The following is a 15,180-nucleotide window of genomic DNA, read 5'->3' on the forward strand; positions in this document are numbered from 1 at the left end:
GCACACCGTGAACCAGCTCTCCCCCCACAGCTCCACCACCGCCATCCGCTCGGTCCTCGTGGCCAACCGTGGCGAGATCGCCCGCCGTGTCTTCGCCACCTGCCGCACCCGCGGGATCGCCACCGTCGCCGTCTTCTCCGACGCGGACGTCGACAGCCCGCACGTGCACGAGGCCGACGCAGCCGTCCACCTGCCGGGCAGCTCCCCCACCGACACCTACCTGCGCGCCGACCTCGTCGTCGAGGCCGCCCTGCGGGCCGGGGCCGACGCCGTCCACCCCGGGTACGGCTTCCTGTCGGAGAACGCGGACTTCGCCGAGCAGGTCATCGCCGCGGGGCTGACCTGGATCGGGCCGGACCCGTTGGCCATCAGGGTGATGGGCAGCAAGGTGGAGTCGAAGCAGCGGATGGCCGACGCCGGCGTCCCGGTGCTGGAGCGGATCGCCCCCGAGGCGGTCACGCAGGAGCAGCTGCCGGTCCTCGTCAAGGCCTCCTCCGGTGGTGGCGGCCGGGGCATGAGGGTCGTGCGCAGCCTGGCCGAGGTCGACGAGGCGGTGGCCTCCGCATCTCGCGAGGCCGCGTCCGCCTTCGGCGACCCCACGGTCTTCGTCGAGCGCTACCTCGAGGCCGGGCACCACGTCGAGGTCCAGGTGATGGCCGACGCGCACGGCACCGTGTGGGCGCTCGGCGAGCGCGAGTGCTCGCTGCAGCGGCGCCACCAGAAGGTCATCGAGGAGGCCCCCTCCCCCCTCGTCGACCACGTCGGCGCAGGCATGCGCGAGCGCCTCCTGTCGGCCGGGCGCGACGCCGCCGCGGCCGTCGGGTACCGCGGCGCCGGCACCGTGGAGTTCCTCGCGCTGCCCGACGGCTCCCTCTTCTTCCTCGAGATGAACACGCGCCTGCAGGTGGAGCACCCGGTCACCGAGTCGGTCACGGGCACCGACCTCGTCGCCTTGCAGATCGATGTGGCCGAAGGGAGGTCCCTCCCCTCCCAGGAGCCCGTCACCCGGGGGTGGTCGATCGAGGCCCGCCTCTACGCGGAGGACCCCGCCGACGACTGGCGTCCGCAGACGGGCAGCATCGTCACGCTCGACGTGCCCGGGGTCGTGACGCGGTTCGAGGTGGCGCCGGAGCACGGCATCCGCCTGGACTCGGGCGTCGAGGCCGGATCGGTCGTCGGGACCCACTACGACGCGATGCTCGCCAAGGTGGTCTCCCACGCGCCCACCCGTGAGGAGGCAGCCCGCGAGCTCGCGGCAGCCCTGCGGCACAGCAAGATCCACGGCATCACGACCAACCGTGACCTGCTCGTGGCGAGCCTGGTCGACCCAGAGTTCCTCGCGGGCACGGCGGACACCGGCTTCTACGACCGCCACGGTCCTCAGGAGCTGACGCAGGACGCTGCTCTCTCCCCCGACCTGGCCGCACTCGTCGCCGCCCTGTCCGACGGCGCACGCCAGGTCGCGCGTCGCCCCGCCCTCGGGTCGGTGGGCAGCGGCTACCGCAACGTGCCGTCGTCCTTCCAGCGACGCACCTTCGCGTACGGGGAGCACAAGGTGCTCGTCGGCCACCGGGTCGGGCGCGGCGGGCTCGAGCTGGAGTCACCCCCTTCGTCCGTGGACCGGGTTGCCCTGGTCGAGGCGACGCCGGAGGACGTCGTGCTCGACCTCGACGGGGTCCGGCGTCGCTTCGCCGTCGCGTGGCTCCCCGGGGACGAGGAGCTGGTCGTCGTCGACTCCCCGCTCGGCTCGCGGACGCTGCGGCTGCTGCCGCGGTACGTGGACCCGGCCGCCCGGGCCCCGGCCGGCGCGCTCGTGGCGCCGATGCCGGGCACGATCATCGCCGTCCACGTCGCCGAGGGGGACCTCGTCGAGGCCGGGGCGGCGATGCTCACGCTCGAGGCGATGAAGATGGAGCACACGATCACCGCACCGGCGCCCGGTACCGTCGCCCACGTGGCGGCCGTGGTCGGCCAGCAGGTCGACCAGGGGGCCACTCTCGCCGTCGTCAGCGACGAGACCACGCCCGACAACGACGAGAGGGATGCCGCACGATGAGCGCACCACAGGGACCCCGTACCAGGACCGAGACCACCGCTGGGGTCCTCACGATCACCCTCGACTCGCCGCACAACCGCAATGCGCTGTCCGACCAGCTCGTCAGCGAGGTGCTCGAGGGGCTGGCCGCTGCCGCGGGCGACGAGGACGTGCGCTGCGTCGTGCTCACGCACACCGGCAACACCTTCTGCGCCGGCGCCGACCTTTCCGAGGCCCGCGGCAACACGGCCGGGGACCCCGCCAAGGAGCGCGCCGACCAGCTCGTCGACCTGCTCCGCGCGATCGTCGCCCTGCCCAAGCCGGTCATCGGCCGGATCGACGGGCACGTGCGCGCGGGTGGGATGGGTCTGGTCGGTGCGTGCGACATCGTCATCGCGAGCGAGGCGTCGACCTATGCCCTCACCGAGTCCCGCCTGGGGCTCGCCGCGTCGGTGATCTCCCTGACCGTCCTCCCGCGGCTCGACCCGCGCGCGGCGTCGCGGTGGTTCCTCACCGGGTCGAGGTTCGACGTCATCGAGGCTGCTCGCACCGGTCTGGTCACGCAGGCCGTGGCCGGGAGCGACGAGCTCGACGAGGCCGTCGCCCGGGTCACCCGTGACTTCGGCTCGTGCTCGCCGCAAGGACTGCGCGAGACCAAGGCGCTGGTCACCCACGAGGTCCTCGCCCACATCGACGCCCACCGCGAGCGCGTCGCCACGCAGTCCGCACGACTCTTCGTCAGCGAGGAGGCCCGCGAGGGGATGCTGTCCTTCATGGACAAGCGCGCCCCGCGGTGGGCCAGCTGATGACCTCTGCACGGACGGTCAACGAGCCGAAGCAGGACCGCAGCCGGGTCACCCGGCAGCGGCTCCTCGAGGCGACCGTCCGCTGCCTCGCCGAGCGCGGGTGGGCCGACGCCACCGTGTCGGTCATCGCTGCCGAGGCCGGGATCAGCCGCGGCGCGCTCCAGCACCACTTCCCCACGAGGGAGGCGCTCGTCGTCGCCGCGCTGGAGTACGTCTTCGAGGAGCGGCGGCGCCAGATCGAGGCGCTGCCCCCGCCCACGACGACCGGTGCTGCTCGCGTGCAGAGCGTGGTCGCCACCCTCATGGAGACCTACAACGGCGAGCTCTTCCGTGCCGCCCTTCACGCGTGGACCGCGGCGGCGGCCGACGAACAGGTGCGCGAGGTCATCGCGCCGCTGGAGCGACGATTCGCCCGGTCGGTGCACGATCTCGCGGTCACCCACCTGGGTGTCGACGACAGCGACCCGCACGTGCGCACGCTCATCCAGGCCACCCTCGACCTCGGCCGGGGCCTGGCCCTGGCCGATCTGCTCACCGACGACTCCAAGAGGCGCCGACGCATCGTCGACACGTGGGCCCGGCTGCTCGCGACCGAGCTGGCCGGTCGCGGCTGAACCACCACCCCGTCAGACGCGTTCGGTCGCGCCGAGCCGGTCGAGGACCCAGGCCCACTCCCAGGCGGTCTGCTCCCATGCGTCGTAGCGGCCCGAGCGACCACCGTGCCCGGCACTCATCTCGGTGCGCAGCAGGATCGGACGCTCAGCGTCGTGCGTGGTGACCTCGCGCAAGCGGGCCACCCACTTGGCCGGCTCGGTGAAGTAGACCCGGGTGTCGTGCAGCGAGGTCGTCGCGAGGACCGCGGGGTAGGCGACCTTCGCCACGTTTTCATAGGGGCTGTAGCCGCGCATGTAGGCGTAGACCTGCGGGTCCTCGAGCGGGTTGCCCCACTCCTCCCACTCGCCCACCGTCAGCGGCAGGTCGGGACGCAGGATCGTCGTCAGCGCGTCGACGAAGGGCACCGCGGCGAGCACGGCCGCGAAGCGGTCCGGGGCGAGGTTGGTCGCCGCGCCGACGAGCAGACCGCCGGCGGACCCCCCTTCGGCAGCGAGGCGGTCACGCGCCACCCAACCGCTCTCGTGCAGGTGCTCGGCGGCCGCGACGAAGTCGGTGAAGGTGTTGCGCTTGGCCAGCATCTTGCCGTCGTCGTACCAGTGCCGGCCCAGCTCACCGCCGCCGCGCACGTGCGCCACGGCGTAGACCAGGCCCCTGTCGAGCAGCGACAGACGCGCGATCGAGAAGTACGGGTCGAAGCTCATCTCGTAGCTGCCGTAGCCGTACAGCAGCCCCGGGTTGGTGCCGTCGGCGACGGTGCCGCGACGCATGACGAGCGAGACCGGGACCTGCGTGCCGTCCGGGGCCGTGGCCCAGGTGCGCTGCTGCTCGTAGTCGGCCAGGTCGACGCCCCCGAGCACGGGCTGGCGCTTGAGCACGGTGCGCTCCCCGGTCGCCACGACGATGTCGAGGACGGAGCGCGGTGCCACCCACGACTCGTGGATGACGCGGATGCGGTCGGCGTCGGGGTCGGAGACCGGGCCGAGGGCGACGCTGTGCAGCGCGTCGTCGAAGCGCACCTCGGTGGGCAGGCCGTAGTCCGACCCGACGAAGGGGGTCGAGCGCTCGACCCGCGGCAGGATCCGCAGTGCGGGCAGCCCGTCGGCACGCAGCGAGAGCACCGCGAAGTCGTCGAAGGCGTCGATCCCGACGAAGCGTTCGCCCTCGGCGCGCTCGAGGAGGGGCTGCCACTGCTCGTGGCTGGTCGCGTCGAGCGGGGCCCAGGCGAGGTCGCCCTCGGGCTGGCGCTCGTTGTGCACGATGAGCAGGTGGTCGTCGGCCGGCTCGACGTCGTAGTCGATGCCCTCACGGCGAGGAGCGACGCAGCGCATCGGGCCCGTCGGGTCGTGGGCATCGATGAGGTGGATCTCGGAGGTGGTCTTGCTGCCCAGACCGAGCACGACCCAGCGCTCGTCGCGGCTGGCACCCAGACCCATCCAGAAGCGCTCGTCGTCCTCGCGGTGCACGAGCACGTCGGCCTCGCGGGCGGTGCCCACCTCGTGGCGCCACACCTCGTGCGGACGCCACGCGTCGTCGACCGCGATGTGGAAGAGGTGGTGGGCATCGTGGGAGAAGACCAGGCCGTAGCCGGCGCCGGTCACCGCCTCGTCGAGGACCTCGCGGGTGGCGATGTCCATGACGACGACATCGAAGCGCTCGTCACCGGTCACGTCGACCGCGTAGGCCATCCGTGAGTGGTCGGCGCTGATCTCGAAGCCCCCGAGGGAGAAGAACTCGTGTCCCTGCGCGAGCTCGTTGCCGTCGAGGAGCACCTGCTCCCCCGGCAGCGGCCGGGTGGGATCGAGCTCGGGGACGGCCGCGCGGTCGGTGAGCGGCGCACGGCACTGGATCGCGTACTGACTGCCCTCGACGGTGCGCGCGTAGTACCACCAGTCGTCGGCGGCCACGGGCACGCTGAGATCGGTCTCGAGGGTGCGCGCCTTGATCTCGTCGAAGAGCCGCTGGCGAAGGGGGGCCAGGTGCTCCGTCGTGGCGTCCGCGTAGGCATTTTCGGCCTCGAGGTGTGCGATGACCTCGGGGTCCTCGCCGTCGCGCAGCCACTCGTAGGGGTCAGCGACGTCCTCGCCGTGGTGGGTGCGCGTCCACGGCTTCTGGGCCGCGACGGGTGCAGTGAGGTCGGGTCCCTGTGCTGTGCTCATGCCGATACCGCCCGTGCTCCGAGGATGACCTTGAGGTCGCCGATCAGCGCCTCCGTGGGCTCGACCCGGTAGCTCGCATCGACGGACATCGTCACCGCGCGGCCCGGCTGGACGAGCTTGATCTGAACGTCGGTGCTGCCGGGGTGCTGGGCGAGCACCTGCTTGACCTCTTCGATGCGTCCGGTCGTCGCCCGGGCGTAGTCGAGCGTGAGCACGACGGGCCCGCGGGGGCCGTCGGTGATCTCTGGGATCGTCAGGTCCTCCGCGTACAGCGAGACCGTGTCGTCGCGGGCATTCACCCGGCCTCGCACGACGGCGACGATGTCCTGGGTGAGCATCGTCTGCACCGTCAGATAGGTCTTGGGGAAGAAGAGGCACTCGATCGCGCCCTCGAGGTCCTCGACGGTCGCGATGGCCCAGAGGTCGCCCTTCTTGGTGCGCTTGACGCTCAGACCGGTGACGAGGCCGGCGATCGTGACATGGCTGCCCTCCTTGACCCCGGAGTCGGGTTGGGTGAGCGCTGCGATCGAGGTGTCGGCGGCACGCTGCAGCACGTGCTCGACGCCGAAGAGCGGGTGGTCGGAGACGTAGAGGCCGAGCATCTCGCGCTCGTTGGTCAGCTTGGTCTGCTTGCTCCACTCGACGTCCGGGATCGGCCGCAGCCCCATCCCCTCGATGCCGGCGCCGGGGACCTCGGCCTCGTCGTCATCGCTGCCGAACATGTCCCACAGCGAGTCCTGACCGATGGCCTCCTGCCGCTTGACCCCGACGAAGGCGTCGACGTACTCCTCGTGGACCATGACCAGGCCCTGGCGTGGGTGCTGGAGGTCGTCGAAGGCCCCGCCCATGATGAGCGACTCGATGGTGCGCTTGTTGCACACGGGTGCCGGGCTCTTGGCGAGGAAGTCGTCGAAGGAGGTGAAATCCCCCTTCTCCTCGCGGGCGGAGACGATCCCGTCGACGACATTGCGGCCGACATTGCGGATCGCGTGCAGGCCGAAGCGGATGTCGCTGCCCACCGCGGCGAAGGTCCCGACGGACTCGTTGACCGAGGGTGGCAGCACCTTGATGCCCATGCGGCGGCACTCGTTGAGGTAGAGCGCCGACTTGTCCTTGTCGTCACCGACCGAGGTCAGCAGGGCCGCCATGTACTCGGCCGGGTAGTTGGCCTTGAGGTAGGCCGTCCAGTACGAGACGAGGCCGTAGGCGGCGGTGTGCGCCTTGTTGAAGGCGTAGTCGGAGAAGGGGACGAGCACGCCCCACAGCGCGGCGATCGAGGCCTCGTTGAAGCCCTGCAACTTCATGCCCTCGGAGAAGGGGACGTACTCCTTGTCGAGGACCTCCTTCTTCTTCTTGCCCATGGCACGACGCAGCAGGTCGGCATTGCCGAGGGTGTACCCGGCCAGCTTCTGCGCGATCTCCATGACCTGCTCCTGGTAGATCACCAGGCCGTGGGTCGTCTTGAGGATCGGGTCGAGGGCATCGACCATCTCCTGCTGGAGCTTGCCCTTCAGCTGCGGGTCGAGCGGCACGGCCTCCTGGCGGCCGTTCTTGCGCAGGGCGAAGTTGGTGTGCGCGTTGACACCCATCGGGCCGGGTCGGTAGAGCGCGAGGGCGGCGGAGATGTCCTCGAAGTTGTCCGGCTGCATCAGCCGCAGCAGGGTCCGCATGCCGCCGCCGTCGAGCTGGAAGACGCCGAGCGTGTCACCGCGCGAGAGCAGGCGGTAGGTCGCCTTGTCGGTCATGTCCTTGCTCAGCGCGTCGAGGTCGATCTCCTCGCCGCGGTTGGCCTTGATGTTGATCAGGGCGTCGTCGAGGATCGTCAGGTTGCGCAGGCCGAGGAAGTCCATCTTGACCAGGCCGAGCGTCTCGCAGGTCGGGTAGTCGAACTGCGTGAGGACCTGCCCGTCCTGCAGGCGACGCATGATCGGGATGACCTCGATCAGCGGCTCGCTCGACATGATGACGCCGGCGGCGTGCACGCCCCACTGGCGCTTGAGCCCTTCGAGGCCCTTGGCCAGGTCGACGACCTCACCCAGGTGCTTCTCGGACTCGACGAGCTCGCGGAACTCCTGCCCCTCGCCGTAGCGGGCATGCTCCTTGTCCCACATCTTCGCCAGCGGCACGCCCTTGCCCATGACATCGGCGGGCATGGCCTTGGTCAGCTGCTCGCCGACGTTGAAGGGGTGGCCCATGACGCGGGCGGCGTCCTTGACGGACTGCTTGGCCTTGATCGTGCCGTAGGTGGCGATCATCGCCACCCGGTCGTCGCCGTACTTGTCGGAGACGTAGCGGATGACCTCGGAGCGCCGACGCTCGTCGAAGTCGACGTCGAAGTCGGGCATCGACTTGCGCTCGGGGTTCAGGAACCGCTCGAAGATCAGACCGTGCGGGACCGGGTCGAGGTCGGTGATGCCCATGGCATAGGCGCACATGGAGCCGGCACCGGAGCCACGGCCGGGGCCGACGCGGATGCCGTTGTCCTTGGCCCAGTTGATGAAGTCGGCGACGACGAGGAAGTAGCCGGGGTAGCCCTTGCCGACGATGACGTCGATCTCGTAGTCGGCCTGCTTCTGCGCGTACTCCGGGATCCCGTCGGGGAAGCGGCGCGCCAGCCCCGTCTGGATCTCCTTGATGAACCAGGACTGCTCCGACTCCCCCGCAGGACACTCGAAGCGCGGCATGTACCGCCCTTCGCCCTCGACGAAGGAGACCTCGCACATGTCGGCCACCAGCAGAGTGTTGTCGCACGCCTCCGGCAGCTCGCGCCACAGGTGGCGCATCTCGGCGGCCGACTTGAGGTAGTAGCCCTCGCCGTCGAAGGAGAAGCGGTCCGGGTCGTGCAGCTTGGACCCGGAGTTGATGCACAGCAGCGCGTCCTGGGCGATCGCGTCACCCTGGGCCACGTAGTGCAGGTCGTTGGTCGCCAGGAGCGGCAGCTGCAGGTCCTTGGCCAGGCGCATGAGGTCCTCGCGCACCCGGCGCTCGATCTCGTTGCCGTGGTCCATCAGCTCGAGGAAGTAGTGCTCCTTGCCGAAGATGTCGCGAAACTCCGAGGCCGCCTCGATGGCCTTGTCGTACTGCCCCAGACGCAGCCGGGTCTGGATCTCGCCCGACGGGCAGCCGGTCGTGGCGACGAGCCCGTCGCCGTACAGCGACAGCAGCTCGCGATCCAGCCGCGGCCACTTGGCGAAGACCGAGTCGAGGGAGGCACGCGAGCCCATCTTGAACAGGTTGTGCATGCCGGTGTTGTTGCGCGCCAGCAGCGTCATGTGCGTGTAGGCGCCACCACCGGAGATGTCGTCACGGGGGTTGGTGCGCTCGTCGCCCCACTTGACGCGGGTCTTGTCCGTGCGGTGCGTGCCGGGCGCGACATAGGCCTCGAGCCCGATGATCGGCTTGACGTCGTAGGACTGCGCCGTCTTCCAGAACTCGTGGGCCCCGAAGAGATAGCCGTGGTCGGTCATCGCGATCGCCGGCATGCCCATCTCCTGGGCGGTCGAGAACATGTCCTTGATCCGCGCAGCCCCGTCGAGCATGGAGTACTCGGTGTGGTTGTGCAGGTGGACGAAGTTTTCGGAACGCGGCAGCTCGGACATCGACCCGAGTCTAGATCGACCCTGGGACAACCCCGCACGCCGTCGGTCGCTTCGTGGCCGCCACTCGGCGCGTCGCGATGCGAGACCTGCTTCCCGCCGCAGCGATGGGGGTCTAACGTCGTGATCGACACCGCTGTCTACACCCACGGAGGGCCCCGGGATGTTCGTCCCCATGACCGTCAACGACTTCATCGATCGCGCGGCGAGCGTCTACGGAGAGCGCATCGCTGTCGTCGACGAGCCGGACCAGCCGGCTGCGCCCTTGGAGGACGTCACGTACGCCCGCATGCGCCAGCTCGCCAACGCCCAGGCCGCGCACCTGGACTCCCTGGGGATCGAGGTCGGTGACCGGGTCGCGGTCGTCTCGCACAACTCGGCCCGCCTGCTGACGAGCTTCTTCGGTGTCGCCGGCTCCGGTCGCGTCCTCGTGCCGGTCAACTTCCGTCTCGCGCCCGAGGAGGTCTCCTTCATCGTCGAGCACTCGGGCGCCCGGGTCCTCTACATCGACCCCGAGCTGACCTCCCTGATCGACGAGGTCAAGGCCGAGCACACCTTCGTCATCGGCGAGGACGAGCACCTCTTCGGCGATGTCGACCCCGCGACCGCCGAGCCGCGCCCCTGGGAGCCGGACGAGTCGGCCATCGCGACGATCAACTACACCTCGGGCACGACGGCCCGCCCCAAGGGCGTGCAGATCACCCACCGCAACATCTGGACCAATGCGCTCACCTTCGGTCTGCACGCAGGCATCAGCGACCGTGACGTCTACCTGCACACGCTGCCGATGTTCCACGCCAACGGCTGGGGCATGCCCTTCGCCATGACGGGCGTCGGGGCCCAGCACGTCGTCATCCGCAAGATCGACGGCGCCGAGATCCTGCGTCGCGTCGAGAAGCACGGCGTGACCGTCATGTGCGCGGCCCCGGCCGTGGTGAACGCCGTCCTGGCGGCGGCTGCGGACTGGGAGGGTGAGATCCCCGGGCGGGACACGGTGCGCATCATCGTCGCCGGCGCCCCGCCGCCGACCCAGACCATCGCCCGCGTCGAGGAGGAGCTGGGCTGGGAGTTCATCCAGATCTACGGCCTGACCGAGACCTCTCCCCTGCTGACGATCAACCGCACCCGCGCCGAGTGGGACGACCTGTCCCCGCAGGACCGCGCCGCCAAGCTCGTGCGCGCCGGCGCCCCCGCGATCGGCTGCACGATGAAGGTCGACGAGGTGAGCGGCGAGGTCCTCGCCCGCAGCAATGTGGTCATGGAGGGCTACTGGGACCTCCCCGAGGAGACCGAGCGCACCTTCGAGGGCGGCTGGTTCCACACCGGTGACGGCGGCACGCTCACCGACGACGGCTACGTGACGATCAGCGACCGCAAGAAGGACGTCATCATCACCGGTGGCGAAAATGTCTCGTCGGTCGAGGTCGAGGACGTGCTCTTCTCCCACCCGGACGTCACCGAGGTCGCCGTCATCGGCGTCCCGCACGACAAGTGGGGCGAGACGATCCTGGCTCTCGTCGTCGTCACCGAGGGCTCCACCGCCACCGAGGCCGACCTCATCGCCTGGTGCAAGCAGAAGGCGGCCGGCTACAAGGCGCCGACCTCCATCGAGTTCCGCGACGAGCTGGCCCGCACGGCCACAGGCAAACTGCAGAAGTTCAAGCTGCGCGCCCCCTACTGGGAGGGCCGCGAGCGCCAGGTCAACTGACCCACCACTGACGAAGGGAGGGACTCCGGATCACGGCGGAGTCCCTCCCTTCGAGGCTCGTCGCGTCAGAACATGTCCGCGAGGCGGTCCAGCGCCGTCTGCAGGTCCTGCGGGTAGGTGCTCTCGAAGTGCACGTAGTCACCGGTGCCCGGGTGGACGAAGCCCAGGCCCTTCGCGTGCAGCCACTGCCGCTCCAACCCGAGCTTCTTGCCGAGGGTGGGGTCGGCGCCGTAGGTCGGGTCACCGACGCAGGGGTGGCGAAGGGCGGCCATGTGCACCCTGATCTGGTGGGTGCGGCCGGTCTCGAGGGTGACCTCGAGCAGCGAGGCGTGGCGGAAGGCCTCGAGCAGCTCGTAGTGGGTGATCGCGTGCTTGCCGGAGTCCATGACGGCGAACTTGTAGTCACCGCTGGGGTGGCGCCCGATCGGGGCGTCGATGGTGCCCACGTGCGGGTCGGGCAGCCCCTGGACGAGCGCGTGGTAGGTCTTGTCGACCGTGCGCTCCTTGAAGGCACGCTTGAGCACGGTGTAGCCGTGCTCGCTCTTGCACACAACCATCAGGCCCGAGGTGCCGACGTCCAGACGCGAGACGATGCCCTGTCGCTCGCTCGCCCCACTGGTGGAGATGCGGTAGCCGGCCGCGGCGAGGCCACCGAGGACGTCGGGGCCCGACCACCCGACGCTGGGGTGCGCGGCGACGCCGACGGGCTTGTCGACGACGACGATGTCGTCGTCGTCGTGGATGATCCGCATGCCCGGGACGGGCTCGGCGACGATGGCCAGGGTGGGGCTCTCGTCGGCAGAGGGCAGGGTGATCTCCACGTGGGAGCCGGCCATGACCCGCGCGGACTTCGCGACACTGGCACCGTCGACCAGGATCATCCCCTCGGCTGCCATGTCGGCGGCGCGGGTGCGCGAGAGGCCGAAGAGTCGGGCCACCGCTGCGTCCACGCGCTCACCCTCGAGTCCGTCGGGGACGAGGACGTTGCGGGTCTCACTCATCGGTGGCGCCTCCTGTGGCGTGCTGGGGTCGGGACCCGTCAAGGCCCACGTTGGTGAAGACGAGCCAGATGAGCAGGCCCGCTCCGGCGACGATGGCGATGTCGGCGATGTTGCCGACGAAGAGCCCGCCGTAGTCGATGAAGTCCACGACATGCCCACGCAGCGGTCCCGGGTCCCGGAAGAAGCGGTCGACGAGGTTGCCGAGGGAGCCGCCGAGCAGCAGCCCCAGGGCCAGGGCCCAGCGCCTGGACCCGACCCGTCGGGAGGCCCACAGGATCGCGAGGGTGACCATCACCGCGATGAGGCTCATCAGCCAGGTCATCGAGTCGCCGATGGAGAAGGCGGCCCCGGAGTTGTGGATCAGGCGAAGGGAGAGCAGGTCACCGATGAGCGGACGGACACGGCCGTCGCCCAGGGCGCCGAGCGCCCAGACCTTGGACGCCTGGTCCAGCACCAGGGTGATGATCGCGGCGAGGACGTACCGACGAAGCACCCCGGAGCGGCTGCTCGCCGCCGGGGTGCCGTCGTCGTCTGGGGTGTGCTGGGCGCTCAGCGCCGCTCCTGTTGGCTCTTGCATGTCATGCACAGGGTCGCACGAGGATAGGCCTGCAGTCGAAGCTTGCCGATCGGGTTGCCGCAGGACTCGCAGGTCCCGTAGGTCCCGTCCTCGAGCCGAGCCAGTGCGCGCAGGTTCTGCTGCAGGCCCGCGCGGGCACCGGCGACGAGGGTTGACTCGTGCTCGCGCTCGAAGGACTTGGCGCCGGCATCGGCCTGGTCGTCGCCCGCTCCGTCGATCGGTTCCTTGAGGAACTCGCTCAGGTCGCTCTCTGCGGCGGCGACCTCGGCGGTGAGCCGCGCGATCTCCGACTCGAGCTCCGCCCGGACCTCCTTGAGCTCCTTGGCCGTCCACGGGCTCTCGTCCTCACGGACGGCGAGCTTGGCCGCCGTGGTCTTCTTCGCCGTGGCCTTCTTGACCGGCGTCTTTGCTGCCGGCGCCTTTGCTGCCGGCGTCTTCGTGGCCGTCTTCTTCGCCGCCATGACCGTCCTCAGTTCAGTGGGTCCGTACCGCTGTACGGAGCAGAGTCACCGAAGAGTACGACGTTTTCGCCCAGAAATCTGGCTGGGCGTGCCACGTGTCCTCCTCCGCCCTGCGCCGGGGATCGGGCACCAGGAAGCGGCGGCCTCCCGATGTCGGGAAACCGCCGCTTCATGGGTCCTGCGTGGTCGCGATCAGCTCTTGGAGCTGGGCTCCGGCGCCACCGACACGTTGGCGTCCAGGCCCTTGAGCTGCGAGCCGATGAAGTCCTTGAGCTTGCGACGGTAGTCGCGCTCGTAGGTCGTTAGCTCGGCGACCTGGGCCTCGAGCTTCGACTTCTGCGCGTTGAGGTCGTCGAGGATCTTCTTGCGCTGGGCCTCGGCCTCGCTGACCATCGTCGAGCTCTTGGTCTGGGCATCCGAGATCAGCTTGTCGCGCTGGGTCGTGCCCTCGCCGACGAACTGGTCGCGCTTGCTCTGACCGGTCTTGAGGAAGTCGTCGTGCTTGGTCTGACCCGTCTTGACGAAGTCGTCGTGCTTGGTCTGACCGGTCCTGACGAACTCGTCGTGCTTGCCCTGGCCGCTCGAGACGAGCTCGTCGTGCTTGCGCTGCGCCTCGGCGATGAGCTTGTCGCGCTGGGTCGTGCCCTCGGCGACGTGCTCGTCGTGCAGGCGCTGGGCGAGGGCGATGAGACCCGATGCTCCCGCGCCACCACCGGCAGCCGCGGCGGCCATCTTGCCGGCGCCACTGTCGTTGTCGGTAGCCGGCTGTGCTGCGGCCGCCTTGGCGGACTCGTCCTGACGGGCCCTGGCCTCGGCCTCGGCCTTGTCAGCAGCGGCGTTGGCGGCCGCGATGCGCTGCTGCGCACTCTCCTCGGCCTCCTTGGCACGAGCGTTGACCAGAGCGATGCGCTCGTCGGCGCCCTGCTGGGCCTTGCCGAGCTTGGCCTCGTCACCCTTGGCCTGCTCGTCCCGGGTGCGGCCGGACTGCTCGAGCTCGCCGACGCGCTTGTCGGCCGCAGCGCGGGCCGCGGTCTCCTTGTCGAGACGGGCACGCAGGTCGCGGTTCTCGCGGGTCAGGGCCTCGTCAGCCTTGCCGGAGCCGGTGGCGGCAACGGCCGCGGGGGCGGCCGCAGCAGCGGACGTGGTGGAGCCGCCGTCCTCGGAGCGGGCCCGCAGGTCCTCCGAGTCCTTGACCATGCGGCGCATCTCAGCGACGACCTCGTCCAGGAAGTCGTCGACCTCGCGCTCGTCGTACCCACGACGGAACTGGGTCTGGGTGAAGGTCTTGTTGAGGACGTCCTCGGGCGTGAGCGCCATTGTTCCTCCGTATGCGTTCGGACAGGTTGCACGCCTGTGACGCACAACAGCGCGCACGGGCATCGCCGTCAGCCTAGACGATCCTCAGCAGCAGCGAGACCGCGATGATGAGCACCAGGAAGGAGACGTCGATGGCGACGCCGCCGAGACGCAGCGGCTTGAAGACCCTGCGCAGGGCCTTCAGCGGCGGATCGGTGACGGTGAAGATGGCCTCGGCGACGACGAGGATGACACCCGTGGGGCGCCACTGGCGTGCGAAAACTTGGATCCAGTCGAGGATGAGACGCCCGATGAGGATGAGGAAGTAGACGTACAGCACGAGGTGCAGCACGCTGCGGACGATCGTCATGCAACCAGCCTAGGTGGGCGCCCTGAGACGCCGCTGAGAGGGTCGACCTTGCCTGAGGAGCTTGCGCAGCAAGCGTCCCTAAGGGTCAGCTCTGGTTGAACAGCGCGCGGGGCGCGACCGGCTCGCCGCCCTCGGAGTCGACCTCGATGTGCTCGGGCGAGAGCAGGAAGACCTTGTTGGTCACGCGCTCGATGGACCCGTGCAGGCCGAAGACGAGGCCGGCCGCGAAGTCGACGAGGCGCTTGGCGTCGGAGTCGTCCATGTCGGTGAGGTTCATGATCACCGGGGTGTTGCTGCGGAAGCTCTCGCCGATGGCGCGGGCATCGTTGTACGTGCTCGGGTGGATCGTCGTGATGCGGTTCATCTGGGTGACCTCCACCTCACGGACAGCCGGCGCGCTCGGGACGCGACGCAGCGGGGTGACCTCGGCAGCGCGCTCGTCCTCGACGAGCTCGTGGCCGCCCTCGTAGTCGTCGGCGTATTCGTCGTACTCGTCGTAGCGCTTGTCATCCTCGGCCAGCCCGAGGTACACCATCGCGTTGCGCAGTGCCGTCATGTC

At 69.7% G+C, this 15,180-nt stretch carries 12 protein-coding genes; 4 read left to right on the plus strand and 8 right to left on the minus strand.

Going from position 1 to position 15,180, the window contains the following annotated elements; translation table 11 throughout:
• Window positions 1-7: 7 nt before the first annotated feature.
• Genes ASG73_RS05060 through ASG73_RS05070 form a run of 3 tightly spaced genes read left to right on the plus strand, consistent with a single transcriptional unit; the run spans window position 8 to window position 3,455 of the window.
• Window positions 8-2,056 (plus strand): ATP-binding protein, encoded by a 2,049-nt coding sequence (locus ASG73_RS05060; RefSeq protein WP_055991832.1) that lies wholly within the window; start codon window positions 8-10, stop codon window positions 2,054-2,056.
• Window positions 2,053-2,841: an enoyl-CoA hydratase family protein gene (locus ASG73_RS05065; protein WP_055991835.1), complete on the plus strand. Its 789-nt coding sequence runs from the start codon at window positions 2,053-2,055 to the stop codon at window positions 2,839-2,841. Before ASG73_RS05060 ends, ASG73_RS05065 begins: the two co-directional genes overlap by 4 nt.
• The gene (locus ASG73_RS05070) at window positions 2,841-3,455 is read left to right on the plus strand and encodes a TetR/AcrR family transcriptional regulator (RefSeq protein WP_055992712.1); all 615 of its coding nucleotides are present in this window, start codon (window positions 2,841-2,843) and stop codon (window positions 3,453-3,455) included. The genes ASG73_RS05065 and ASG73_RS05070 overlap by 1 nt, the downstream gene beginning before the upstream one ends.
• A gap of 12 nt (window positions 3,456-3,467) precedes the next feature.
• Here ASG73_RS05070 and ASG73_RS05075 read toward each other — a convergent pair whose 3' ends face one another.
• The gene (locus tag ASG73_RS05075; RefSeq protein WP_055991838.1) at window positions 3,468-5,612 is read right to left on the minus strand and encodes a S9 family peptidase; all 2,145 of its coding nucleotides are present in this window, start codon (window positions 5,610-5,612) and stop codon (window positions 3,468-3,470) included.
• Window positions 5,609-9,211, minus strand: coding sequence for a DNA polymerase III subunit alpha (gene dnaE, locus ASG73_RS05080; RefSeq protein ID WP_055991841.1), 3,603 nt, complete (start codon window positions 9,209-9,211; stop codon window positions 5,609-5,611). Before dnaE ends, ASG73_RS05075 begins: the two co-directional genes overlap by 4 nt.
• 172 nt (window positions 9,212-9,383) lie before the next feature.
• Between dnaE and ASG73_RS05085 the strand changes: the two genes are divergently transcribed.
• Complete coding sequence (locus ASG73_RS05085; protein WP_235499359.1) at window positions 9,384-10,916, plus strand: AMP-binding protein; 1,533 nt, start codon at window positions 9,384-9,386, stop codon at window positions 10,914-10,916.
• A 65-nt stretch (window positions 10,917-10,981) separates the two neighbouring features.
• Here ASG73_RS05085 and ASG73_RS05090 read toward each other — a convergent pair whose 3' ends face one another.
• The 6 genes from ASG73_RS05090 to ASG73_RS05115 all read right to left on the minus strand — a co-directional run bounded on the left by ASG73_RS05090 (window position 10,982) and on the right by ASG73_RS05115 (window position 15,177).
• Entirely contained in the window at window positions 10,982-11,917 is a 936-nt protein-coding gene (locus ASG73_RS05090; protein ID WP_055991847.1) for an RluA family pseudouridine synthase, read from the minus strand.
• A complete protein-coding gene (gene lspA / locus ASG73_RS05095; RefSeq protein ID WP_055991850.1) occupies window positions 11,910-12,494 on the minus strand; it encodes a signal peptidase II in 585 nt (194 codons plus the stop codon). Before lspA ends, ASG73_RS05090 begins: the two co-directional genes overlap by 8 nt.
• Complete coding sequence (locus ASG73_RS05100) at window positions 12,467-12,955, minus strand: TraR/DksA family transcriptional regulator (RefSeq protein WP_055991852.1); 489 nt, start codon at window positions 12,953-12,955, stop codon at window positions 12,467-12,469. Before ASG73_RS05100 ends, lspA begins: the two co-directional genes overlap by 28 nt.
• Before the next feature lie 192 nt (window positions 12,956-13,147).
• Window positions 13,148-14,272, minus strand: coding sequence for a DivIVA domain-containing protein (locus ASG73_RS18480; protein ID WP_055991856.1), 1,125 nt, complete (start codon window positions 14,270-14,272; stop codon window positions 13,148-13,150).
• 73 nt (window positions 14,273-14,345) lie between these two features.
• Window positions 14,346-14,621 (minus strand): YggT family protein, encoded by a 276-nt coding sequence (locus ASG73_RS05110; RefSeq protein WP_055991859.1) that lies wholly within the window; start codon window positions 14,619-14,621, stop codon window positions 14,346-14,348.
• 85 nt (window positions 14,622-14,706) lie between these two features.
• A complete protein-coding gene (locus tag ASG73_RS05115) occupies window positions 14,707-15,177 on the minus strand; it encodes a cell division protein SepF (protein ID WP_055991861.1) in 471 nt (156 codons plus the stop codon).
• Window positions 15,178-15,180 lie beyond the last annotated feature (3 nt).

It is taken from the genome of Janibacter sp. Soil728, from assembly GCF_001428305.1.
Lineage (GTDB): Bacteria > Actinomycetota > Actinomycetes > Actinomycetales > Dermatophilaceae > Janibacter.

What these genes read in the sequence shown, in the direction of transcription:
- ASG73_RS05065 (WP_055991835.1), top strand. Translation starts at nt 2,053, where the DNA reads ATGAGCGCACCACAGGGACCCCGTACCAGGACCGAGACCACCGCTGGG.
- ASG73_RS05070 (WP_055992712.1), top strand. Translation starts at nt 2,841, where the DNA reads ATGACCTCTGCACGGACGGTCAACGAGCCGAAGCAGGACCGCAGCCGG.
- ASG73_RS05075 (WP_055991838.1), bottom strand. Translation starts at nt 5,612, where the DNA reads ATGAGCACAGCACAGGGACCCGACCTCACTGCACCCGTCGCGGCCCAG.
- dnaE (WP_055991841.1), bottom strand. Translation starts at nt 9,211, where the DNA reads ATGTCCGAGCTGCCGCGTTCCGAAAACTTCGTCCACCTGCACAACCAC.
- ASG73_RS05085 (WP_235499359.1), top strand. Translation starts at nt 9,384, where the DNA reads ATGACCGTCAACGACTTCATCGATCGCGCGGCGAGCGTCTACGGAGAG.
- ASG73_RS05090 (WP_055991847.1), bottom strand. Translation starts at nt 11,917, where the DNA reads ATGAGTGAGACCCGCAACGTCCTCGTCCCCGACGGACTCGAGGGTGAG.
- lspA (WP_055991850.1), bottom strand. Translation starts at nt 12,494, where the DNA reads ATGCAAGAGCCAACAGGAGCGGCGCTGAGCGCCCAGCACACCCCAGAC.
- ASG73_RS05100 (WP_055991852.1), bottom strand. Translation starts at nt 12,955, where the DNA reads ATGGCGGCGAAGAAGACGGCCACGAAGACGCCGGCAGCAAAGGCGCCG.
- ASG73_RS18480 (WP_055991856.1), bottom strand. Translation starts at nt 14,272, where the DNA reads ATGGCGCTCACGCCCGAGGACGTCCTCAACAAGACCTTCACCCAGACC.
- ASG73_RS05110 (WP_055991859.1), bottom strand. Translation starts at nt 14,621, where the DNA reads ATGACGATCGTCCGCAGCGTGCTGCACCTCGTGCTGTACGTCTACTTC.
- ASG73_RS05115 (WP_055991861.1), bottom strand. Translation starts at nt 15,177, where the DNA reads ATGACGGCACTGCGCAACGCGATGGTGTACCTCGGGCTGGCCGAGGAT.